This window comes from Ruegeria sp. I1, from assembly GCF_056532675.1.
The window spans coordinates 329,659-346,620 of the sequence record NZ_JBQFNM010000001.1; the positions used below are offsets into that span (position 1 = coordinate 329,659).

The following is a 16,962-nucleotide window of genomic DNA, read 5'->3' on the forward strand; positions in this document are numbered from 1 at the left end:
TCTTGGGGGAAATATGCCCGATACAATGTTGCTGGCGCAGATGCTGGGTCTTTTGCTTGTGATCGGAGCGTTTGCAGGCGTTCTGGCCGGGCTTTTGGGGGTAGGTGGCGGCATCGTGCTGGTGCCGGCGTTCTTCTACGCCTTCCAAACACTAGGATATGGCGGACCACAGTTGATGCAGCTGTGCCTTGCCACGTCTTTGGCGACGATAATCGTCACCTCTATTCGTTCGGTCCTGGCCCACAACAAAAAGGGCGCGGTGGATTGGGATATCCTGCGCGGTTGGGGCCCAGGGATCGCTGTGGGGGCGGTTTTTGGCGTTCTGGTCGCGTCAGCCTTGCGCACCGAAGCGCTGCAGGCGCTTTTTGGGGTGCTGGGCATGGTGATTGGTGCCTATCTGGGTCTGGGAAAATCCGAATGGCGCCTGGGGGATGCAATGCCCAAAGGGATTAAACGCGCGGCTCTTTCACCATCGGTTGGGTTTCTGTCCGTCCTGATGGGGATCGGAGGGGGCAGTTTCGGTGTACCACTTATGAGCCTTTACAACATGCCTATCCACAGGGCGGTTGCAACGGCAGCCGGGTTTGGCGTGATCATTGCTGTACCTTCCGTTCTTGGGTTTTTGTTCCTGGGCATTGCACCGGAACATCGGCCCCCATTGACCATCGGCGCGGTGAACCTTGTCGCCTTTGGCATCGTCGTGGCGATGACTATGATCACCGCGCCCTGGGGGGTAAAGCTGGCCCACGCGATGGACCCGAAGCCGCTAAAACGCGTTTTTGCGGTGTTTCTGACGCTGGTAGCGCTGAACATGTTGCGCAAGGCGCTGGGATGGTAGGTGATTTCTGGTCGCGTGGATGGGTAAAGTTCCCCTATGATCCGGTGTTGGCTGATTGGGTCGAACACGCCCTACCGGCCGCACAGCAGTCGGTGCGCGATCCAGCTTTTGCAGAATGGCTAGATTGCGAAGGCACATGGTTTGTTGGCGTTGATGCGCTACCGAATGATACTGGGGGTCGCGTTGGGAACTCAGCGCCACTGGCGGGCAAGGCCGCCACTTTCTTGCAGGATCACTTTGGCCAGTTGCCATTACACCGAGGTCAGGTCTCGGTCATCCATCCCGGATACCCGCGCGCCCGACGGGGCGAAAGCGAGGCTGCCGCGCGGTATAGGCGCAATCGGGATGCGGCCCATGTGGATGGATTGCGCCCCATGGGGCGGGATCGCCGACGCCGGATTGACGAACCTCACGCGTGGATATTGGGCATCCCATTGACCGAGGCCAGCGATGAGGCTGCGCCATTGGTTGTTTGGGATGAAAGCCACAAGGCAATGGGCGCAGCCTTTCGGGATGCGCTGGCGGACCACGCGGGCGATGTTTTGCACACGGTTGATATCACCGATATCTATCAGGCCACACGCCGCACTGTGTTTGAAACCTGTCCCCGGATCACTCTGCCTGCCAAACCGGGTGAGGCCTATGTGTTGCACCGCCACTGCCTGCATGGGGTTGCCCCATGGGGTGATGGGGCCTCGGCCGCGCCAGATGGACGGATGATCGCCTATTTCCGCCCCGAATATCCGGGGGGAGTGGCCGAATGGATCGAATCCCCATAACCTTCAATCATTGTTTTGAGTGGAGGTTTTGAACCATGATTACGGTTCACACGAATTCAGACGGTGCGTTGATAGAAGTCGAACTGTCAGGTGAAGTCACCAGCGCAGACTATTCCCAGACACTGGTTCCTGCGATCGAGGCTGCCTTGGCCAAGCATGAAGCGGTTAGATTGCTGGTCATCGTTCAGCCCGAGTTCAAAGGCTATGATTTGGGGGCCGCCTGGTCCGATACCAAGCTGGGGCTCAGCCACTGGCGTGGGTTTGACCGGATCGCGGTTGTCGCCGATCAGGGTTGGGTGCAAACCAGTATCCGTCTGGCCGCCCCGATCCTACCCTGTCCGACGCAGGTGTTCGAGATGGCAGAACTGGAAGCTGCACGGCGATGGATGCGTGAGTCTCTGGGATCGATCCATGTCACCGATCTGGGCGGACCCTGTGTTCAGATCAGTCTGTTGGGCAAGCTGGACCCAGACGAATACAGCAAGGCCGAGGAAGCACTGGACGCTGTTCTGCAAGGGCGCGAGAGCTTTCGGTTGCTGATTGACCTGCGCGAGTTTGACGGCTGGCAAGGTCTATCGGCACTGGCTGCGCATTTCCGTCTGGCTCGAAATCACATCCGCCTGCTAGATCGCGCGGCCATCGTTGGTGATGCAGCCTGGCAGCATATCGCACAGCGCGTGGCGCGTCATATCCTGGGCGTTCGCACGCAGTTTTTCCCCTCGGCCGAGGTGGAAAACGCCAAATCCTGGCTGGCTGCTGGCTGAAATCTGCACAAACTCGATTCGAACACGGGCATTGGAGTGCGCGTATTGGCGCGTTTAGTGCCGATAGGCGTCGTTTGTGACGTAAGGGAATTTGTGGGTATTTGTTGGAAATTCCAGTTTTGTACTCAAAAACGATCAAAATTTGAGAGTTTTCCCCGTAAAATTGAGGATCGAACTGGCTACCTCGGCGCTGTCGCCGCGGGTTGCCACTCACGCCGGAAACGTTCTTGAGCACGACCCCTCTCAGCTCGAACGCTGCCCGCGGCGGCACTGATTATTTAATTCACTAAAGGATGCTCGAAATGACGTTCAGGACTGTCTTAAATAAAATCTTTTCCGCCCGCGGCGTTGTTCAGACTTTGCCCGGTGATCTGGCTGAGGATCATGAGGTCACGACCCCAGATCAACTCAAAACCAGCCAATCCGAGATCGCAGGTCTATTTGCCGAGGAATTGCGTGGCCGCCATCCAATTCACGATGCAGCACGTACAAAACTGCCAGAGCATCACGACACAGCGAACTGATGAGTTACAACCCGTTCAGACGCGCGGCCCGACCGCCCCGACGTTTCGCAAGACGCGGCTTGCGGTTGGGCAGGTCTTCCATGACTTCCGCGCGCTCTGAGCTGTCCATCTTGGACCAGCGGGTGATCTCATCAATCGTGCGGTAGCAGCCGGTGCAAATACGCTCTGTCGGGTGTACGACACAGATCTGGATACAGGGGCTTTCCACCTCGTTCCGTTTCCAAACCATGTTTGTCATGTGCGGTCTCCGACCCGTTACAAAAAGCGCAACCTGTCGAGCGCTCCTTGAAGGATATAACCCGCTGCGACATGATCAATAACCTGTCCGCGACGTTTTCGTGTCGTATCCGCCTCTAACAGTGCCTTTTCTGCCGCAACTGTGCTGAGGCGTTCATCCCAGAACCCGATGGGGCATGCGGTCAGACGCGACAGGTTGCGGGCAAAGGCGCGGGTCGATTGGCACCTGGGCCCTTCGGTTCCGTCCATGTTTTTCGGCAGGCCCAGAATGATGCCACCGATCTCACGATCGGCGATCAATTCAAGCAATCGGGCGGAATCGAGGGTGAACTTTTTGCGGCGCACGGTTTCAAGCGGGCTTGCCACGCCGCGCATTCGGTCTGACACGGCAACGCCGATCGTCTTTTCGCCTAGGTCCAGACCCATCAGCGCCGTCATCGGTGCCAGAGTGGCAGCAAATTCTTCGAACGTATCATGGATCATTGGGCAATACCCGCCTGCAGCGCTGCGGCGTCGATCAGTTGCAGGGCGGCGGTGTTGCCAGCAAATACGGTCACGGCTTCGTCGCGGATATCGATGGCGCGTTGGGCTTGTCCCAGAACGCCGAGTGCTGCGATCAGGCGCGCCCATTCTTCGGGGGTTCCGCCCTCGGTCGCCAAACGATCCGACAGTTGGTTCACCATGCCTTGTATAATCTCCTGCCGTTCTTCTGGCGTCATATCGGCAGCAGCAGCCACATCCTGCTGGCTGGGACCAGATTGTCCCGGTACAGGGGCAGTTTCGGGGGCATTGAAGACACCTGCGCGCCAGGCAAGGTCATCCAATTGGGTCCGGATCGCCTCGGCCCATGGCGCGCCCGCAGGGGCATCGCGCAAGGTTTCGATCCAGACGCGATACGCGATGTCCGGGCGACCGATCTGTGCCAGCATCTGACCAGAGTAGTATCGCGCGGGGCCGTGGTTCGGATCGCGATCCAGGGCGTGCGAAAGGGCCTGTTCGGCCTCGGGTGAGACATAGCCATTCGCTGCCAAAATCATCATTTCAGCAAGATCCGCATAAGCGTCAGCTGTTGCCGCGTCGCCTGACAGTTCAATCACCCGTTGCTGCGCTGCATACCCCGCGCGAAAATTCCCGGCATTTGTTTCATGTTGCGCCAGCAGCATCTGCCCTTGCAGATCGTCAGGGCGCGCTGCAACTGTTTCACGTAACTGACCGAGAAGGCTGGCATAACTTTCATCCAACTGCCTTGGCGGAGGCGCAGGCGTCATTTCTTCGACGATGGCTTGCGAGGGCCGGTTCTCGCGGACGTCTTCCGCCAGTTCGATCCGCGCCTGAAGCGGCATATCCGGCAAACCTACGGCACCTAGACGTTGATACATAAACGCCGCACCGCCGACGAGTATCAGTGCCAGCCCGCCAATCACAATCAAGGACACGACCCGCGAAGGGCCGACCTCGGAAGTCTTTTTGTTCATCTGGGCATCTGCCGCCAGAATACGGCGAGAGATTTCGGTGCGCACCCTCTCGGCGTCTGCCTCGCCGATCACGCCGCGGGCCAGATCGCGGTCAACGCCCACCAGTTGTTCCCGGTAGACACGAAGGTCATAGGCTGCGGCGGGCTCTGCATCGCGGCGACCACGGAGCAAGCTGTAGCTTAGAAAGGCTGCAATCAGCAGCGCGATGGACAGTATCAGAACCCAGAACGTCATGGCTCCTCCGAAGTAGCTGATCTGACTTAGACCCGCCAGTCGTTTGACAAAAGGGACAAATGGCCGCGAATGGACGACATGTCGCAATAGTGCGATATTGCGGCGTTGTGCGGCAGAGATATTCTGCGGCTTCAAGGCATATCTGCGCCCAATCACCGAACCGGATGGATTCGCATATGAAACACTATTCAGCCTTTGCTGTTGCGCGCGAAGCGTTGCGCTATCACACAGGATGGGAACGCGCGTGGCGGTCTCCTGAACCCAAGAAACGTTATGACGTGATTATCGTTGGTGCAGGGGGGCATGGTCTGGCGACGGCCTACTATCTGGGCAAGAACTACGGCATCCAGAATATCGCGATCATCGAAAAGGGCTGGCTGGGCGGTGGCAACACCGGCCGGAATACGACCATCATCCGGTCGAACTATCTGCAGGACCCATCGGCCGCTTTGTACGAAAAAGCACGCAGCCTCTATGAGGATCTGAGCCAGGACCTGAACTACAATGTCATGTTCAGCCCGCGCGGCGTGATGATGCTGGCGCAGACCCAACACGAAATTCGCGGCTACCAGCGCACGGCGCATGCGAATGCCCTGCAAGGGGTCAAAACCGAATGGATCGGCCCTGAACGCGTCAAGCAGCTGGTGCCGATCATCAATATCGATGGCCCGCGCTATCCGGTTTTGGGCGCGCTCTGGCAGGAACGCGGTGGTACCGCGCGCCACGATGCGGTGGCCTGGGGCTATGCGCGTGCTTGCTCGGCCATGGGCATGGACATCATCCAAAAATGCGAGGTCACCGGGGTTCGGTCGGAAAACGGCCGCGTCGTTGGTGTCGACACCACCAAAGGTGCGATCGACTGCGACAAGCTGGGCATCGTGGTTGCAGGGCATTCCGGTCAGCTGGCCGAGATGGCGGGTTTCCGTCTGCCGTTGGAAGCGGTGGCGCTGCAGGCGCTGGTGTCCGAGCCGATCAAACCCTGCATGGACGTGGTCGTGATGGCCAACACAGTGCATGGCTATATGAGCCAGTCCGACAAAGGTGAGATGGTCATTGGCGGCGGCACTGACGGGTTCAACAACTACACCCAACGCGGCAGTTTCCACCATATCGAAGAAACCGTGCGCGCGCTGATCGAAACCTTCCCGATGATCTCACGCCTGAAGATGCTGCGTCAGTGGGGCGGGATCGTGGACATGACCGGCGACCGTTCACCCATTCTGTCAACCACGCCGCTGGGCAATTGCTTTATCAACTGCGGTTGGGGCACTGGCGGCTTCAAGGCCATTCCCGGCTCGGGTTGGGGCATGGCGCAGCTGATGGCCACAGGTCATTCGCCGCTGACCGAAGCTTTCACGATGGACCGCTTCAAAGAGGGCCGCTTTATCGACGAAAGCGTCGCCGCCGGGGTGGCGCACTGATGCGTTCACAGTTCACCGAAATCCTGATGTCTCACCTCTGCGTCTTCAAGGAGATCGCATCATGCTGACACTCAAATGCCCCTTCACCGGCGCCATGCTGGATGAAACCGAACTCCATTGTGGTGGCGAGGCGCATCGTAAGCGTTTCGGCCCAGGTTCTTCGGATGAAGAGTTCGAAAGCTACATGTTCACCCGTGAAAACGCGCGTGGTGTGCATTTCGAACTTTGGCTGCATGCTTATGGCATTGGTAAATGGTTCATTGCGGCCCGCGATACGGACACGCTTGAGGTCTACGGAACTTATCCGGCGCAGACCACTGAACCGCCGCAAGAGGTTAAGGACGCCATCACAGCCAAACGCCCCGGATGGTCGTGGAGAGAGTTCTCCTGATGCATCACCTGTTCAAAAATACTCCCGCCGGAAGTCCTGACGCTTCCACCTGCGAAAGGTCCGCACAATGAGCACCCGTCTCGCAAAACAAGGCCGGCTGATTGACCGGTCGAAAAAGGTTACCTTTTCCTTCAACGGCACCTCTATGCAGGGCTTTGAGGGCGATACGCTGGCCTCCGCCCTGCTGGCCAATGACCAGATGATGGTGGGTCGGTCGTTCAAGTACCACCGTCCACGCGGCATGGTCGCCAGCGGCGCGGAAGAGCCGAACGCGCTGGTCGGGTTGGGGCAGGGCAACCGGTTCGAGCCGAACCAGCGCGCCACCACGACCGAGCTGTTCAACGGGTTGACCGCAACCTCGCAGAACCACTGGCCGAACCTGGAATTCGACATTGGTGCGGTCAACACCGCTCTGGCACGGTTCCTGCCTGCCGGGTTCTACTACAAGACGTTCATCCATCCGAAACCGTTCTGGAAACACGTCTACGAGCCGTTCATTCGCCAATCTGCAGGTCTGGGCAAAGCGCCCGACAAGGACAGCCGCGATGCGGATACTTATGAGCATTTCTACGCCTTCACCGATGTGTTGGTGATCGGCGGTGGTGTCGCAGGCCTGCAAGCGGCCAAAGTGGCGGCTGCGTCTGGCGCCAAAGTCATGCTGATCGAGCAGACAGCCCATTGGGGTGGTCGTGCTCCGGTTGATGGCGGTTCGATCAATGGTGAGTCTGTGGATAAGTTCGTGGAACAATTGGTTTCCGAACTCGAAACGATGGACAATGTCACCATGCGCACCCGCTGTATGGGCGCGGGGGTTTACGACCATGGTTATGTGCTGGGCTATGAACGTCTGACTGATCACAAACCCGGCACCCAGGGCCCGCGCCATCGCCTGTGGCGCATCCGCGCCAAGCAGGTAGTGACTGCGACGGGTGCGATTGAACGCCCCTTGTCCTTTGCGGGCAACGACGTGCCGGGTGTGATGCTGGCCTCGGCCATGCGCGATTACGTTGTGAACTGGGGCGTGACCCCAGGCCAGCGCGTGATCGTGGCCACCAACAATGACGATGCATACCGAACCGCGATTATCCTGAAACAGGCCGGAGTTGATGTGTTACGCGTGGTCGATGCCCGCGCCGCGGCAGGTCCGCTGGCCGAGGAGGCGCGCCAGTTGGGTATTCGTGTGGATCCCGGCAAGGCGATTGCCAAGGTCAAAGGCGGCAAGCGTGTCAAGAAAGTCGCCATCTGCAATCAAGAAGGCATCGGCGGCGCTCGCGAAGAGGTCGAGGCCGATGCGGTCGCCATGTCCGGTGGCTGGTCCCCGGTTGTGCACATGTGGTCGCATTGCGGCGGCAAGCTGATTTGGGATGAGGCAAATGCCCATTTCCGCCCCGATCCCGCGCGCCCTCCGCGCGGAGCCGATGGTGAAGGTTTCGTTTTGGCCGCAGGTAGCTCGAACGGGCCGCTTGCACTGGGCGATGTTCTGACCGACGCGGATGCAGCGGGCAAAGCGGCGGCGAAAGCGGCCGGGCACAAACCCAAACGCACCAAGGCTCCGGCAGGTGAAACCACCGCCGAGGCGCCATTGGAACCGGTCTGGCTGATGCCAGCCAATGCAGAAATCCAACTGCGCGCCAAGTCCTGGCTGGACTTCCAGAATGATGTCAAAGTCTCGGACGTTCAGTTGGCCGCGCGCGAAGGATATGAAAGCGTTGAGCATACCAAGCGTTACACCACGCTGGGCATGGCGACCGATCAGGGTAAGCTGAGCAATATCAACGGTCTGGCGATCCTTGCTGATGCGCTGGATTCGGAGATTCCGAAGGTCGGCACCACCACTTTCCGCCCGCCTTACACGCCTATCTCGCTGGCCTCGATTGGTGGTGAAGCACGTGGCGAAATCTTCCAACCGATCCGTCAGACCCCGATGCACAATTGGCACGACAAGAACGGCGCCGATTGGGAACCAGTCGGCCATTGGCGCCGGACCTATGCCTATGTCCGTCCCGGTGAATCTGTGCATGACGCCGTGAACCGTGAGGTGAAGAACACCCGCGGGAACCTCGGCCTGCTGGACGCCTCGACGCTGGGCAAGCTGATCGTCAAAGGCCCGGATGCAGGCAAGTTCCTGGACATGATGTATACCAACATGATGTCCACGTTGAAGATCGGGAAATGCCGCTATGGCCTGATGTGTTCGGAAAACGGCTTCCTGATCGACGACGGCGTTGTCGCGCGGATCGATGAGGATACATGGCTGTGCCACACCACCACCGGCGGGGCCGAGCGTATCCATGGTCACATGGAAGAATGGCTTCAGACCGAATGGTGGGACTGGAAAGTCTATGTTGCCAACGTGACCGAGCAATACGCGCAGGTCGCCGTGGTCGGCCCAAACGCCCGCAAGGTGCTTGAAAAGCTGGGCGGCATGGATGTCAGCCGCGAGGCGCTGCCCTTCATGGAATGGCGCGATGGCAAGATCGGAGGTTTCGATTGCCGGGCCTACCGCATTTCGTTCTCGGGCGAGCTGTCTTATGAAATTGCGGTTCCCGCCAGCCAGGGTCAGGCGTTCTGGGATGCCTTGATGGAGGCAGGAAAAGAGTTCGGAGTGATGCCGTACGGCACCGAATGTCTGCACATCCTGCGGGCCGAGAAGGGCTTTATCATGATCGGGGACGAGACCGACGGCACCGTGATCCCGCAGGATCTGGGGCTGCACTGGGCGCTGTCCAAGAAGAAAGAGGACTATCTGGGCAAACGCGCCCATTCGCGCAGCCACATGGCCGACCCGGATCGCTGGAAATTGGTCGGGCTGGAGACTGTGGATGGTTCCGTCATCCCAGATGGCGCTTATGCGGTGGGCGAGGGCGTCAACGCCAATGGTCAGCGCAATATGATCGGGCGTGTCACCTCGACCTACTACTCGGCCAATCTGGGTAAAGGTATCGCCATGGGTCTGATCAAGCATGGGCCCGATCGGATGGGAGAGATTGTCGAGTTCCCGGGTACCGATGGCAAAACCTACAAAGCCAAGATCGTAGATCCGATCTTTTATGACAAAGACGGGGAGAAGCAGAATGTCTGAACCCATCAGCGCCCTGAATTACGCAAGCTATGACGGCATCGCTAAGATCGAGGAATGCGGACTTCAGGGCATGATCACCCTGCGCGGCAACCAATCCGACAAGGTGCTGGCCAAAGCGATCAAAGACGCCACCGGGCAAAAAGTGCCCGGTCAGCATGAGGCATTGGTGAGTGGCGATACTGGCGTCTGCTGGATGTCCCCGGACGAGTTGCTGGTGCTGGTCCCGTATGCTGAGGTCGAAGCCAAACTGGCCGCCATGACCAATGCGCTGGGTGGAACGCATGCCTTAGCTGTCAACGTCTCGGATGCCCGTGCGGTGTTTCGCGTGTCCGGTGCGACCGCACGCGAGGTGATGGGCAAACTTGCCCCGGTCGATTTCTCGGGCGACGCGTTCCAACCCGGCCAAATCCGCCGCTCGCGCCTTGCCCAGGTGGCAGGTGCATTCTGGATGGATGACGCCAACAGCTTCCGCGTGGTCTGCTTCCGCTCAGCGGCGGATTACGTGTTCAAACTGCTCAAGGTGGCGGCGCAGCCCGGCAGTGAGGTTGGGGTTTACTGATTTGCATTAATAAGGCCCCGACTTAGACGGGGCCTTGTTGTATCATTTGTTAGACGAACAAGTCCCTACGCCATAGGGTTTGTTCGCAAAGTTGCCCTGCAAAAATGCCATACGAACTTTGACTGAGTTATCTGACGGATTCAGGTTAGCCTGGTATCGAACGCGGACATTTCCGCCGGCGGCCATTGTTTCGTCGATGTTCCATACAAGGCGATAACCCTTGGAACCACGATTTTTGAATTTGGCTTCTGCCCAGTCCTGATAAGAGCTTGCTGCCATTGCGGACGTCGCGGCCGGATCGATGCGGAACGAATATTCTGACGCGATCCAGCCATGGCTATCCTGCTTGGTCATTTTGCAGACATAGTTAACGGATTCTGTGGCTGCGACTTGTGTGCCAATTAGTGTGAACAATGCGATAGTAAGATGTTTCATGAATGCCTGTCGTGATTGATTTGGTGTCGCCAAGGCAGCACCTTAAGCGCGAAAAGGCAAGTTAAATTGCTCGATTAACAAGAAACTCAATTGACGCGTCTATGCGTGCAACAGAACCGTTTGAAACCTAGAAAGTGCCTCGGGCTTCAGCAGTTGCTCGATCGTAACTGGATCAAAGTTCTCGTCGCTGAGATTGGAGTAAAAACTCAATGAGTTCAGCAGGCTCTGTGTAGCTTCAAGCCTTTCATCTTCGGCCAATAGTGGTGCGTGAAGTGACAAATACAGCGCTGGTTTTTGTCGTTCTAGCCAAGCAATCAACGTCGGCAGAACAAAAAACTCGGCCCCTTCAATATCCATTTTGACCAGTGAAACCTTCGACAGATCACAGGTCGACTGGAATTGCTCCCATGTGATCGTCAGCGCGTCATTCCCATGCGCTTCGTCGTGCAGCAGGGACGTGGTTGAATCCCCGGGCTCGCCCCAGACCGAGGCCATTCTGGCCACACCAAACGTGTCGGACAAGGCGACACCGAAAGCAGAGACATTTCTGATCTGGTTCAAGTCCAGATTCCACGCCAGAAACCGATAGGCCGCTGGATCAGGTTCAAAGCAATAGACATGCCGGGCTTTGCGGGCCCCATACAGAACCGTCGGGCCGATCCAGGCCCCGATATCAAGGTAGTCGCTATCGGGCGTCAGAAATTTGTCGAGAACCTTGAACGTTTCAGGTTCCCATGTTCCATCGCCTGCTTCGCGCCAGAACTTGGAATGGTACGGATCAAGGCGAAAAGCCTCACTATTCAGATTGCCTGTATAGTATCCGCGCGCGCGGTAGAACATCTTGCGTGCCTTTGTTCGCATCGCGGACCTTTCGGTTTTATTGTCGCGGCCCTTGACCTGCGGCGCTTGCCAAAGCATTTAACCTTTGGAAACCGCAACATTCATTTCAACAGGGGGCCGACATGGCTTTTGAACTTCCTGATCTTCCTTATGCACATGACGCGCTGGCAGCCAAGGGTATGTCCGCTGAAACACTGGAATTTCACCACGACCTGCACCACAAGGCCTATGTCGATAACGGCAACAAGCTGATCGCGGGCACTGAGTGGGACGGTAAGACGCTGGAAGAGATCATCGTCGGCACCTATGACGCCGATGCCGTGGCGCAGAACGGTATCTTCAACAACATCAGCCAGCTGTGGAACCACAACCAGTTCTGGGAGATGATGGGTCCCGGCGACAACGCGATGCCCGGTGAGCTGGAAAAAGCACTGACCGAGAGCTTTGGCTCGGTCGACGAGTTCAAGTCGCAGTTTAGCGCGGCGGGTGCCGGTCAGTTCGGCTCGGGCTGGGCGTGGCTGGTGAAAAACGCAGACGGCTCGCTGGCCGTGACCAAAACCGAGAACGGCGTGAACCCGCTGTGCTTTGGTCAGACCGCGCTGCTGGGCTGTGACGTGTGGGAGCACAGCTACTACATCGACTTCCGCAACAAGCGTCCGGTTTACCTGTCGAACTTCCTCGACAATCTGGTAAACTGGGAAAACGTTGCATCGCGCATGTAGTATCTGACCCGACTACGGGTCTATAAGGGCCTGCTGGCGGAGACGCTGGCAGGCCTTTTTGCTGCGAACAACCGTTCATAAACGAAGTTTCATGCTGAGACGGGATTGAATGCGGCCCTTCAATGCTTACCTAAGGTGAAGCGGACCGGGAGAGCCGCAAACCACATACCAACAGACAGGCAAAGCGTCGGATGCGTCCGGCAACGTGGGAACCAACCCCGCCTGATTGACGAGGGATGCGTCTAAAAACGTCATAACAGGAGATCTCGATGGTCGCACTTTCACAGGGAACTTGGGTCATTGTCGCAGATGGAGAGAAGGCATTGTTCATGGAAAACATAACTGATGCCGAAGACCCCAATCTGGTTGTTGTTTCAGTCGAAGAAACAGACATGCCAGCTGCACAACCTTCTGACCGGGCGGGGCGGCGCAATGATGGCGGACCGAACCAGAAGTCAGCCTTGAATGATCCGTCTTGGAAGGCCCATGCCAAGTCTCTGTTTGTGCAGGAATTGGCAACTTTGCTGAACCGCAAGGGGCTGAAGGGTGCCTATAAGCGCCTTATTCTGGTCGCAAGCCCGCATGTTCTGGGATTGCTGCGCCGGCGTTTGCACAGTGAGGTGCTGGCCAAAGTTGTGGCTGAGGTCGATAAGACGCTAACGAACCACCCGCTCCACAAGGTCGAACAGGTTTTAAGGCAGCGTCTTAAGCCCACACACCGTTTAGCTTAACCCTGTTTGGGCGGCACATGCCGCCCAGCCGTACCGCGCGCGGTTAGATATTTGTGCGCAAGGCTGCTATTGCTGCATCGGCGCTGTCGACCCAGGTGACAAACGCAGCAAGCGACTGTTCGGTAAAACCCTGATCAACGACCTGATCCAGCAATGTTTTTAAAGCGTCCCAATAACCGTCAACATTCACCACGACAATAGGCTTGTAGTGCAAGCCCAGCTGCCGCCATGTGAGTGCTTCGAAAAGCTCGTCCAGCGATCCGGGGCCACCGGGTAGAACAACCACCGCGTCAGCATTCATGATCATGACTTTCTTGCGCTCGTGCATTGTTTCGGTGATCACGAAATGGGTCAGGTCGGTCTTGCCGACCTCGCGTTGAACCAGATGCACGGGTATGACTCCAAACGTCTCTCCGCCCGCGTTTTGAGCGGCGCGCGCAACCTCTCCCATCAGGCCGACATCACCCGCGCCATAGACCAGCCGCCAGCCCTCGCGCGCCAGCAGAGTCCCAAGCGATTTGGCCGCGCTGGCATAGGCTTTGTTAGCGCCATCGCGTGACCCGCAATACACACAGACAGACTTGTGAGACATGAATTTGACGCTCCGGGGTTGTGTCAGAGGTTTTGACCCGTGATAGCGGGATTGATAAATTGGCTCAACTGTCCGCCTGAACACATTCAGAAACCATGTGTTTGTGCTGCGGGGTGAAAGGAAAACAATGGACGCCAAGTCGGGAAACGGAAGTTCGAGCAACTTCGTATGGGGAGTCGTTGCCGCAATAGTCGCTCTGTTGGGCTTGGGCGGGGCATACCTGTCTGGTGCATTTGACAGCGCGCCGGACCAAGCGGATGCGCCTCAGGAACAAACTGCAGCTGCGCCTGCGCCCGAAGCATCAGAGCCGAGCGCACAGGCGGCGGACACCGAGACCGACGCTCCAGCCGACGCGGAACCAGACACTGTGGCAGAGGTCGATGCGGATGCCGACGCGGATGAACCCGCTCAGGAGGTGACGGAAGCACCTCAGATAACCGCTGCGGTTTTGGATCAGATCTTCGTCGAAAAAGATGGCAATGCGTTGCTGTCGGGTGAAGCTGCGCCCGGGAGTGAGATTCGGGTTTTGCTGGATGGCGAAGCTGTGCACAGCTTTACGGTCGACAATACCGGACAGTTTGCCGAGTTTGTTTCGATCCCGTTCAGTGAGGTTGCGCGGGGATTGGTGTTGGAAACGTCTGATGGTGAGGTGACTGCCCAATCCGATGACTACCTGATTGCGGCCCTGCCGAAACCTGTTGAAGAAGAGCAGGTCGCCAGCGCCGATCCTTCCGTAACACCCGAGGATAACGAGTCTGACACTGCTGCCCCGTCTGACGCCTCTGGCACCACAGACGCTGGGGAACAGCCCCAACAGCCTGCGGATACTGAGGTTGCTGAGGCTCCGGCCGAAAGCGCATCACCGGCTGAAGCCACATCAGATGATCAGCAAGTGGCGGTGCTGCGCTCGGGCGAAGAAGGGGTCGAACTGGTTCAATCTCCATCGACGGAGCCGACAGAGCCCGAGCAAGTGGAACTGGATACGATCGGCTATTCGGATACGGGCGATGTTCAATTGACGGGCCGGGTCACCGAAGGTTCGGCTGTGCGCCTCTATCTGAACAACCGTCTGGTTGCGGATGTTACGCCTGAGACAGGTGGCAATTGGAGAGGTGAGTTGCAGGGGATTGAACCCGGTGTTTACACCCTGCGCGTTGATGAGGTCGGCACCGATGGTACCGTTGTCAGTCGCCTTGAGACGCCGTTCAAGCGTGAGCCTGTCGAGGTTCTGCAAGCGGCAGACACCGCGTCAACCGCGGACGCCGCCGCTGAAACACCCCCTATACGCCAGGTCACGGTGCAAAAGGGGGATACGCTCTGGGCGATTTCGCGCGAACGCTTTGGTGATGGTGTCCTGTATGTGCGCCTGTTCGATGCCAACCGCGATCTGATCCGTGATCCTGATCTGATCTATCCGGGGCAGATTTTCACGATCCCCGAATAAAAACTTCTGGCCCTTTGAGGGCCAGACGATATCTCTGACCGCAGATAAGGCACGTGATGAGACGGACGGTCCCGATGACTTCTGACGAATTGGCCGAGATCGACGAACGCCGCTCGGGCTGGCGAACGATCCGCAAGGTGACGCCGTATTTGTGGCCCGAGGATGAGCCCTGGGTGAAACGCCGGGTGGTGATTGCGATGGCCATGCTGGTCCTTGCCAAGCTGATCGCTGTCTATACGCCAATCCTGTACAAAGGGGCGGTCGATGCATTGGCCGGCGAAGGGGTGCCGCCCGTGGCGCTGGGCGCAGTCGGTTTGACCGTCGCTTATGGTGTCGCGCGGATGATGACAGTGGGGTTTCAGCAGCTACGGGATGCAGCCTTTGCACCAGTGGGTCAGAGGGCCCTGCGCGCGCTGGCGCTAGAGACCTTCCAGCATATCCATCAGCTTTCGATGCGGTATCACGTCTCTCGCCGTACCGGTGGGCTTAGCCGGATTATCGAGCGTGGCGTCAAAGGGGTCGACTTTCTGCTGCGGTTCTTGCTGTTCTCAATCGGACCGCTGATCTTGGAACTGTTGCTGATCGCCATCATCCTGATGTGGCTGTTTGACGTTTGGTATCTGGTCGTCGTGGCGGCGACGATCACGCTATATATCTGGTTCACCTTTGCGGTTACCGAATGGCGCGTGAAACTGCGGCGCGAAATGAACGATCAGGATACCGAAGCGAACCAGCGCGCCATCGACAGCCTGTTGAACTTCGAAACCGTCAAGTACTTCAATGCCGAAACGCGTGAGGCAGAACGATACGATGTCTCGATGAAAGCCTATGCTGGGGCGGCTTTGAAAACAGCCTATTCATTGGCATTTCTGAATTTCGGCCAGTCCTTCCTGATCACCTGTGGCCTGATCGGTGTCATGGTGTTGGCCGCCATCGGGGTGCAAAATGGCTCACTCACCGTGGGTGATTTTGTGATGGTGAATGCCTACATGATCCAGATCACCGTGCCGCTGAATTTTTTGGGCACAGTGTACCGCGAAATCCGGCAGTCTTTGGTTGATATGGGTCAGATGTTTGATCTGTTGGAACAGCCTGCCGAGGTTGAAGACAAGCCCGCGGCGCCCGACCTTCAGGTCAACGGGGGTGAGGTTACCTTGCAGGATGTGCGTTTCGGCTATGAGGCCGAGCGCGAAATCCTCAAAGGTGTGTCCTTGACCGTCCCCGCCGGACAGACAGTGGCCATCGTTGGCGCGACCGGATCAGGTAAGTCGACCATCGGGCGTTTGCTGTTTCGCTTTTACGACGTCACCGGCGGATCGCTGAAGATTGATGGCCAGGATGTGCGTGATGTGACGCAGGACAGCCTGCATGCCTCTATCGGTGTGGTGCCGCAGGATACTGTCCTGTTCAATGACACCATCCGTTACAACATCGCTTATGGTCGGGATGGCGCGACGCAGGCGGATGTAGAAGAGGCCGCACGCGCAGCGCAGATACATGAGTTTATCACCTCTCTGCCTGAGGGGTACGATACCAAGGTTGGTGAGCGCGGGTTGAAGCTGTCCGGCGGTGAGAAGCAACGCGTTGGCATCGCCCGGACGCTACTCAAGAACCCACCTATTCTGCTGCTGGACGAGGCGACCTCGGCGCTGGACACTGACACCGAGCAGGAGATCAAGGATGCCCTGGCCCGCGCAGGTGAGGGGCGTACGGTGATCACCATTGCCCATAGGCTGAGCACGATTGCTGAGGCGGATCAGATCGTGGTTCTGGAAAGCGGCGAGATTATCGAACAAGGCACGCATGATGCATTGTTGGCGCAAGAGGGGCGTTATGCGCAGCTTTGGAGCCGCCAGCAATCAGATACTCAGGCAGCTTGAACTGATTTTTTTTC

Annotated in this window: 18 protein-coding genes; 12 read left to right on the forward strand and 6 right to left on the reverse strand. The window is 57.9% G+C overall.

The window, feature by feature from the left end:
- The first annotated feature begins 13 nt into the window (after positions 1–13).
- From ACR0DH_RS01680 to ACR0DH_RS01695, 4 genes are all read left to right on the forward strand, one after another.
- Entirely contained in the window at positions 14–838 is an 825-nt protein-coding gene (locus ACR0DH_RS01680) for a sulfite exporter TauE/SafE family protein (RefSeq protein ID WP_480546677.1), read from the forward strand.
- Positions 832–1,617: a hypothetical protein gene (locus tag ACR0DH_RS01685; protein ID WP_480546679.1), complete on the forward strand. Its 786-nt coding sequence runs from the start codon at positions 832–834 to the stop codon at positions 1,615–1,617. The genes ACR0DH_RS01680 and ACR0DH_RS01685 overlap by 7 nt, the downstream gene beginning before the upstream one ends.
- 35 nt (positions 1,618–1,652) lie before the next feature.
- Positions 1,653–2,381, forward strand: coding sequence for a SpoIIAA family protein (locus tag ACR0DH_RS01690; RefSeq protein ID WP_480546681.1), 729 nt, complete (start codon positions 1,653–1,655; stop codon positions 2,379–2,381).
- A gap of 302 nt (positions 2,382–2,683) precedes the next feature.
- Positions 2,684–2,905 carry a hypothetical protein gene (locus ACR0DH_RS01695; RefSeq protein ID WP_480546683.1) on the forward strand — a complete coding sequence of 74 codons (222 nt, stop codon included), beginning with the start codon at positions 2,684–2,686 and terminating at the stop codon, positions 2,903–2,905.
- 4 nt (positions 2,906–2,909) lie between these two features.
- Here ACR0DH_RS01695 and ACR0DH_RS01700 read toward each other — a convergent pair whose 3' ends face one another.
- Genes ACR0DH_RS01700 through ccmI form a run of 3 tightly spaced genes read right to left on the reverse strand, consistent with a single transcriptional unit; the run spans position 2,910 to position 4,851 of the window.
- On the reverse strand, positions 2,910–3,143 hold the full coding sequence (locus tag ACR0DH_RS01700) for a DUF1289 domain-containing protein (protein ID WP_480542303.1): 234 nt from the start codon (positions 3,141–3,143) through the stop codon (positions 2,910–2,912).
- 17 nt (positions 3,144–3,160) lie between these two features.
- Positions 3,161–3,625 (reverse strand): Holliday junction resolvase RuvX, encoded by a 465-nt coding sequence (gene ruvX / locus ACR0DH_RS01705; RefSeq protein ID WP_480546685.1) that lies wholly within the window; start codon positions 3,623–3,625, stop codon positions 3,161–3,163.
- The gene (ccmI, locus tag ACR0DH_RS01710) at positions 3,622–4,851 is read right to left on the reverse strand and encodes a c-type cytochrome biogenesis protein CcmI (RefSeq protein WP_480546687.1); all 1,230 of its coding nucleotides are present in this window, start codon (positions 4,849–4,851) and stop codon (positions 3,622–3,624) included. Before ccmI ends, ruvX begins: the two co-directional genes overlap by 4 nt.
- 176 nt (positions 4,852–5,027) lie before the next feature.
- Between ccmI and ACR0DH_RS01715 the strand changes: the two genes are divergently transcribed.
- The 4 genes from ACR0DH_RS01715 (at position 5,028) to ACR0DH_RS01730 (ending at position 10,304) form a co-directional block, all read left to right on the forward strand.
- Positions 5,028–6,272 carry a sarcosine oxidase subunit beta family protein gene (locus ACR0DH_RS01715; RefSeq protein WP_170530698.1) on the forward strand — a complete coding sequence of 415 codons (1,245 nt, stop codon included), beginning with the start codon at positions 5,028–5,030 and terminating at the stop codon, positions 6,270–6,272.
- A 61-nt stretch (positions 6,273–6,333) separates the two neighbouring features.
- The gene (locus ACR0DH_RS01720) at positions 6,334–6,663 is read left to right on the forward strand and encodes a sarcosine oxidase subunit delta (protein WP_480546689.1); all 330 of its coding nucleotides are present in this window, start codon (positions 6,334–6,336) and stop codon (positions 6,661–6,663) included.
- Positions 6,664–6,730: 67 nt separating this feature from the next.
- Positions 6,731–9,745, forward strand: coding sequence for a sarcosine oxidase subunit alpha family protein (locus tag ACR0DH_RS01725; RefSeq protein ID WP_480546691.1), 3,015 nt, complete (start codon positions 6,731–6,733; stop codon positions 9,743–9,745).
- Positions 9,738–10,304 (forward strand): sarcosine oxidase subunit gamma, encoded by a 567-nt coding sequence (locus ACR0DH_RS01730; protein WP_480546693.1) that lies wholly within the window; start codon positions 9,738–9,740, stop codon positions 10,302–10,304. The genes ACR0DH_RS01725 and ACR0DH_RS01730 overlap by 8 nt, the downstream gene beginning before the upstream one ends.
- 42 nt (positions 10,305–10,346) lie before the next feature.
- On the opposite strand, the gene ACR0DH_RS01735 is transcribed toward ACR0DH_RS01730, so the two are convergent.
- Both ACR0DH_RS01735 and ACR0DH_RS01740 read right to left on the reverse strand, forming a co-directional pair.
- Positions 10,347–10,739: a hypothetical protein gene (locus ACR0DH_RS01735; protein WP_480546695.1), complete on the reverse strand. Its 393-nt coding sequence runs from the start codon at positions 10,737–10,739 to the stop codon at positions 10,347–10,349.
- 99 nt (positions 10,740–10,838) lie between these two features.
- The gene (locus ACR0DH_RS01740; protein WP_480546697.1) at positions 10,839–11,600 is read right to left on the reverse strand and encodes an FkbM family methyltransferase; all 762 of its coding nucleotides are present in this window, start codon (positions 11,598–11,600) and stop codon (positions 10,839–10,841) included.
- A gap of 101 nt (positions 11,601–11,701) precedes the next feature.
- On the opposite strand from ACR0DH_RS01740, the gene ACR0DH_RS01745 reads away from it, so the two are divergent.
- A complete protein-coding gene (locus ACR0DH_RS01745; RefSeq protein ID WP_480546699.1) occupies positions 11,702–12,301 on the forward strand; it encodes a superoxide dismutase in 600 nt (199 codons plus the stop codon).
- A 269-nt stretch (positions 12,302–12,570) separates the two neighbouring features.
- Positions 12,571–13,032 (forward strand): baeRF12 domain-containing protein, encoded by a 462-nt coding sequence (locus ACR0DH_RS01750; RefSeq protein ID WP_480546701.1) that lies wholly within the window; start codon positions 12,571–12,573, stop codon positions 13,030–13,032.
- Between the two features lie 43 nt (positions 13,033–13,075).
- On the opposite strand, the gene ACR0DH_RS01755 is transcribed toward ACR0DH_RS01750, so the two are convergent.
- A complete protein-coding gene (locus ACR0DH_RS01755) occupies positions 13,076–13,624 on the reverse strand; it encodes an LOG family protein (RefSeq protein WP_480852335.1) in 549 nt (182 codons plus the stop codon).
- 127 nt (positions 13,625–13,751) lie between these two features.
- Here ACR0DH_RS01755 and ACR0DH_RS01760 point away from each other — a divergent pair, with 127 nt between their 5' ends.
- Both ACR0DH_RS01760 and ACR0DH_RS01765 read left to right on the forward strand, forming a co-directional pair.
- On the forward strand, positions 13,752–15,068 hold the full coding sequence (locus ACR0DH_RS01760; protein WP_480546705.1) for a LysM peptidoglycan-binding domain-containing protein: 1,317 nt from the start codon (positions 13,752–13,754) through the stop codon (positions 15,066–15,068).
- Positions 15,069–15,142: 74 nt separating this feature from the next.
- Positions 15,143–16,948: an ABCB family ABC transporter ATP-binding protein/permease gene (locus tag ACR0DH_RS01765; protein ID WP_480546707.1), complete on the forward strand. Its 1,806-nt coding sequence runs from the start codon at positions 15,143–15,145 to the stop codon at positions 16,946–16,948.
- Positions 16,949–16,962 lie beyond the last annotated feature (14 nt).

Coding starts and splice junctions, on each gene's coding strand:
- ACR0DH_RS01740 (WP_480546697.1), bottom strand. CDS start 11,600: ATGCGAACAAAGGCACGCAAGATGTTCTACCGCGCGCGCGGATACTAT.
- ACR0DH_RS01685 (WP_480546679.1), top strand. CDS start 832: ATGGTAGGTGATTTCTGGTCGCGTGGATGGGTAAAGTTCCCCTATGAT.
- ACR0DH_RS01730 (WP_480546693.1), top strand. CDS start 9,738: ATGTCTGAACCCATCAGCGCCCTGAATTACGCAAGCTATGACGGCATC.
- ACR0DH_RS01700 (WP_480542303.1), bottom strand. CDS start 3,143: ATGACAAACATGGTTTGGAAACGGAACGAGGTGGAAAGCCCCTGTATC.
- ACR0DH_RS01765 (WP_480546707.1), top strand. CDS start 15,143: ATGACTTCTGACGAATTGGCCGAGATCGACGAACGCCGCTCGGGCTGG.
- ACR0DH_RS01720 (WP_480546689.1), top strand. CDS start 6,334: ATGCTGACACTCAAATGCCCCTTCACCGGCGCCATGCTGGATGAAACC.
- ACR0DH_RS01725 (WP_480546691.1), top strand. CDS start 6,731: ATGAGCACCCGTCTCGCAAAACAAGGCCGGCTGATTGACCGGTCGAAA.
- ccmI (WP_480546687.1), bottom strand. CDS start 4,851: ATGACGTTCTGGGTTCTGATACTGTCCATCGCGCTGCTGATTGCAGCC.
- ACR0DH_RS01680 (WP_480546677.1), top strand. CDS start 14: ATGCCCGATACAATGTTGCTGGCGCAGATGCTGGGTCTTTTGCTTGTG.
- ACR0DH_RS01735 (WP_480546695.1), bottom strand. CDS start 10,739: ATGAAACATCTTACTATCGCATTGTTCACACTAATTGGCACACAAGTC.
- ACR0DH_RS01750 (WP_480546701.1), top strand. CDS start 12,571: ATGGTCGCACTTTCACAGGGAACTTGGGTCATTGTCGCAGATGGAGAG.
- ACR0DH_RS01755 (WP_480852335.1), bottom strand. CDS start 13,624: ATGTCTCACAAGTCTGTCTGTGTGTATTGCGGGTCACGCGATGGCGCT.
- ruvX (WP_480546685.1), bottom strand. CDS start 3,625: ATGATCCATGATACGTTCGAAGAATTTGCTGCCACTCTGGCACCGATG.
- ACR0DH_RS01695 (WP_480546683.1), top strand. CDS start 2,684: ATGACGTTCAGGACTGTCTTAAATAAAATCTTTTCCGCCCGCGGCGTT.
- ACR0DH_RS01745 (WP_480546699.1), top strand. CDS start 11,702: ATGGCTTTTGAACTTCCTGATCTTCCTTATGCACATGACGCGCTGGCA.
- ACR0DH_RS01715 (WP_170530698.1), top strand. CDS start 5,028: ATGAAACACTATTCAGCCTTTGCTGTTGCGCGCGAAGCGTTGCGCTAT.
- ACR0DH_RS01760 (WP_480546705.1), top strand. CDS start 13,752: ATGGACGCCAAGTCGGGAAACGGAAGTTCGAGCAACTTCGTATGGGGA.
- ACR0DH_RS01690 (WP_480546681.1), top strand. CDS start 1,653: ATGATTACGGTTCACACGAATTCAGACGGTGCGTTGATAGAAGTCGAA.